The organism is Micrococcus sp. HMSC31B01, from assembly GCF_001816085.1.
In the GTDB taxonomy this organism is placed as follows: domain Bacteria; phylum Actinomycetota; class Actinomycetes; order Actinomycetales; family Micrococcaceae; genus Micrococcus; species Micrococcus luteus.
Map to the genome: position 1 here is coordinate 1 of NZ_KV825385.1, position 3635 is coordinate 3635.

5 protein-coding genes are annotated in these 3635 nt (G+C 74.6%); 1 reads left to right on the plus strand and 4 read right to left on the minus strand.

From position 1 onward, the window contains the following. From HMPREF3105_RS11160 to HMPREF3105_RS11175, 4 genes are all read right to left on the minus strand, one after another. A partial coding sequence (locus HMPREF3105_RS11160) for a GNAT family N-acetyltransferase (RefSeq protein ID WP_070709647.1) occupies positions 1 to 430 on the minus strand: 430 nt, incomplete at its 3' end. Positions 431 to 547: 117 nt separating this feature from the next. Continuing rightward, positions 548 to 1447, minus strand: a complete 900-nt coding sequence (locus HMPREF3105_RS11165; RefSeq protein ID WP_225941407.1) for a DUF6707 family protein — start codon at positions 1445 to 1447, stop codon at positions 548 to 550. A gap of 2 nt (positions 1448 to 1449) precedes the next feature. After that, positions 1450 to 1989, minus strand: coding sequence for an NUDIX hydrolase family protein (locus tag HMPREF3105_RS11170; protein WP_036316089.1), 540 nt, complete (start codon positions 1987 to 1989; stop codon positions 1450 to 1452). Between the two features lie 56 nt (positions 1990 to 2045). Beyond that, positions 2046 to 3173 carry an oxidoreductase gene (locus HMPREF3105_RS11175; protein ID WP_044659058.1) on the minus strand — a complete coding sequence of 376 codons (1128 nt, stop codon included), beginning with the start codon at positions 3171 to 3173 and terminating at the stop codon, positions 2046 to 2048. A 123-nt stretch (positions 3174 to 3296) separates the two neighbouring features. Here HMPREF3105_RS11175 and HMPREF3105_RS11180 point away from each other — a divergent pair, with 123 nt between their 5' ends. Next, positions 3297 to 3620 carry a hypothetical protein gene (locus tag HMPREF3105_RS11180; protein WP_044659057.1) on the plus strand — a complete coding sequence of 108 codons (324 nt, stop codon included), beginning with the start codon at positions 3297 to 3299 and terminating at the stop codon, positions 3618 to 3620. Positions 3621 to 3635 lie beyond the last annotated feature (15 nt).

Here is a 3635-nt window from a genome sequence, read left to right on the forward strand (position 1 = left end):
CTTCGTGTCGGAGCCCGGCGGCCCGGGCGACGGCCCCCGCCGTCGGGCTGTCCGCCCGGTGGGCCAGTTCGATCCGCTCGAGGCCGCCCTCGGCCAGCTCGGCGTCCGTCACGGTGGTCGCCGCACGCGACATGATCGCGTCCCCGCGCCAGCCCTGATGCAGCCAGGCGGTGAGCGCGCCGGTGCCGTGCGCCTCGTCGCGCACGACGGCGACCAGGCCGATGAGCGTGTCCGTCCCGCGCTCCACCACGGCGACGGCGTCCGTCCCCTCCGCCTGGACCAGTCCGTCGACGTAGGCGCGGGCGGAGGCCTCGTCGGTGACCTCTGCGGGATCGGCCATGCCGACGGTGCCCGCGTGGAAGGCCGCCAGGACGGCGGGCGCGTCCGTGGCGCGGAGGAGGCGGAGCTGGGCGGGTGCGGAGCCGGTCATGCCGGGAGCATAGCCCCGACAGGGGCTGGAAAGTGAGGTGCGCCACACGAACCGCACCCCGGAGGGCGTGTCACCGGGGACGGGGCCGGCTCCCGACGCCCGTCCCGCGGCTGGGCCTCACCGGCGCGTGGCGGCCTTCGCCTCGAGCTCGTCGGCGAGGGTGCGCAGCGTGCCGAGCTCCCGGGCGATCCGGGAATCCAGGTCGGCGTCCGTGAGCGTCTCCGAGCCGCCGCGGGCGCGCAGGTAGAGCAGCTGGTCGAACCGGGCGCGGCGCCACTGATACTCGGCCTCGGCGTCGCGGGCCTGCAGGGCGCGGGAGATCTCCCGGTCGTAGAGCGGCGGCTCGTTGAGCTGGCGTTGGCGCACCTCGAGCACCCGGGCCGCCCGGCCCGGCTCGGAGGGGACCTCGTCCGCCTCGAGCAGGCGCCGGCCGAGGTTGGCGGCGGCGATGTGCTCGCCCTCCTCGCGCAGGATCAGCGACGCCAGGGACAGCGCGGCCTGGATGGACTTCCACCGCCCCACGGCCCCGTCCCACGGCAGGTTCGTCAGCAGGCCCAGGGTGGCGAGCGTGCCCTCGGTGTCCTCGTGCAGCAGGTAGAGCCGCTCGGCCATGCCGAACACGTCCTCCAGCTGGGAGCCGGAGCGCAGGTTCAACCCGTGCGAGAGCCGGGCCGCGGTGGCGGTCAGCTCGGTGTCCTCGAGGTGGCGCTTGCCGACGGCGACGATCCGCTCCTCGGGGGAGCCCGCGTCCACGGGGGAGAAGGTGGTGTCCGGGACGGCCCTGCGCTCCTCCGGGCGGTCCGTGCGGACCCGGATCACGGAGCCGTGGGCGATCTTGACCTCGCGGCCGCCCTCGAGGGTGGCGATCACGAGCGCGGGGGTGCCGAAGTCGTCCCGCATCACCCGGGTCGAGGCCACCGGCGGGGCGGGCTCGCCGCGGCGGGTCAGGAAGCTGTCCCCGGGCTGCACGTCCTGGGACTTCAGATGGCGGAGGTAGCCGCCGACGACCGGTGCCATGCTCAGCGCCCCCATCCCACGTGGGCGAGGGCCTGGCGCACCAGGTCCCCGCGGCCGCCGATGAACTCGGCCTGGATGTCCTCGCCGAGGGCCTCCTCGGGGGTGAGCCAGGTCAGCTCGAGCGCGTTCTGGCGCGGCTGGCACTCACCCGTCACCGGCACCACGTAGACCAGGGCCACGGCGTGCTGGCGGTCGTCCGTCAGCCCGGTCTCGGACGGCGCCGGGAAGTACTCGGCGACGGTGCAGGGGACCACCGACGGCGGCAGCTGCGGGAAGGCGAGCGGGCCGAGGTCCTTCTCCAGGTGGCGCATCAGCGCGGCGCGGATGGTCTCCCGATACTGGACACGGCCGGAGACGAACGTCCGCTGGAACGTACCGGTCTCGTCCGCCACGTAGAGCAGGCCGATCTCGGTGACGTAGCCGAGGGAGTCCAGCCGCACCGGGATGGCCTCCACATACACCATGGGCAGCCGGCGCCGGGCCTCGTAGAGGTCCTCGTCGGACAGCCAGCCCGGATTCGGGTCGGGGGTGCGCACGCTCATGGTTCTGTTCTACCGGAGTTCCGCGCCGGGGGCACACCGGGTCCCGCGTGTTCCGCTCACCACTTGGCTCGGAAGTACTGCCGGGCCATCGGCACCTGCTCCGAGGGGACGTCGAGCGCGAGGGCGGCCGCGGTCGGCCAGTTCGGGTTCGCCAGGGCGGCGCGGCCCACGCAGACGGCGTCGGCGCGGTCCTCGTCCACCACGGCCGCGACCTCCTCGGCGCCGGTCAGCGAGCCGACGGCGGACACCACGATCCCCTCGGTGCCCTCCTTCACGGCGGTGGCCAGCGGCACCTGATAGCCCGGGCCCTGGGGGCCCTCGTAGGTGTCGCCGATGCCCGCGGAGGACAGGTCGAACCAGTGCACGTGCCCCTGCAGCTCCTGCGCCAGGCGGACGGTCTCCTCGATGCTCCAGCCGCCCTCGATCCAGTCCGAGCCGGAGATGCGGATGCCGAGGACCTTGTCCGCGGGCCACACCTCGCGCACGGCCGCCACGACCTCCTTGAGGAAGCGGGTGCGGCCCTCGAAGTCCCCGCCGTACTCGTCGGTCCGGGTGTTGGTCAGCGGCGAGAGGAACTGGTGGATGAGGTAGCCGTGGGCGGCGTGCAGCTGCACGGCGCCGAAGCCGGCACGGTCGGCGCGCTCGGCGGCGTCGGCGAAGGCCTGGACGGTCTCCCGGATCTCGTCCACCCGCATCGCGTGGGTGCGGATCTCCATGGAGTTGGTGGCCACGCCGGAGGGGGAGAGGGTCTCCCAGGAGTCGGGGCCCTCGAGGATCGGCTGCCCGGCGGGCGCGCCCGGGTGCATGGGGACGGTGGAGGCCTTGGCGCCGGCGTGGCCGAGCTGGATGGCGGGCAGGGCGCCCTCGGAGGCGATGTACTCGGCGATCGGCGCCCACGCGTCCCGCTGCTCGTCGTTCCACAGGCCGGTGTCCCACGGGGAGATGCGCCCCTCGGGTGTGACGGCGGTGGCCTCGGCCACCACGATCCCGAAGCCGCCGGCCGCGCGGGCGCCCAGGTGCTGGAACTGCCAGCCGTGCGGGACGCCGTCGCGCGCCTCGCACGAGTACTGGCACATCGGCGGCAGGATCAGGCGATTGCGCACGCGCACGCCGTTGATCTCGATCGGTTCGAAGATCGCGGGCACGGCGGGGGCGTCGGTCTGCGGGGTGGCGGTCTGAGTCATGCGCCCCACCCTACGAGCGGGTCCGGACACGGGAGGGCACGCGTCCGCGGCGGGCGGAAGGGGCCCGGCCCGTGCGACGAGGGAAGTCGTCACCGTTGCTGCGGCCACCCCTACCCTGGGCCCATGCCCTCCTACCGTGCCCGCCTGCAGATCGGCGACCTCCTGCCCGGCCACCGGCCCGACGAGGTCATGGACCTGGCCGAGGCGGCCGTCCAGGCCTCGCACGTGCTCGCGGCCAAGGACATCGAGGTCGTGGCGCGCGTCCCGCGGATCGTGCTGCGCTTCACGGTGCACGGCTCGCACCGGGCCGGCGAGGACGCCGAGGCCGCCGAGGTGGCGCGGCGGATGGCGGAGGCGGTGTCCGGCGTCGCCGTGACGGGCCGGCTGGACGTGCTCCGGCGCGACGGCGGTCGGTGGGTCCCGGTGCCCGCTGGGCCCGGGCGCTGAACGGGGCCGGGCTCA

Coding starts and splice junctions, on each gene's coding strand:
- HMPREF3105_RS11165 (WP_225941407.1), bottom strand. CDS start 1,447: ATGGCACCGGTCGTCGGCGGCTACCTCCGCCATCTGAAGTCCCAGGAC.
- HMPREF3105_RS11170 (WP_036316089.1), bottom strand. CDS start 1,989: ATGAGCGTGCGCACCCCCGACCCGAATCCGGGCTGGCTGTCCGACGAG.
- HMPREF3105_RS11175 (WP_044659058.1), bottom strand. CDS start 3,173: ATGACTCAGACCGCCACCCCGCAGACCGACGCCCCCGCCGTGCCCGCG.
- HMPREF3105_RS11180 (WP_044659057.1), top strand. CDS start 3,297: ATGCCCTCCTACCGTGCCCGCCTGCAGATCGGCGACCTCCTGCCCGGC.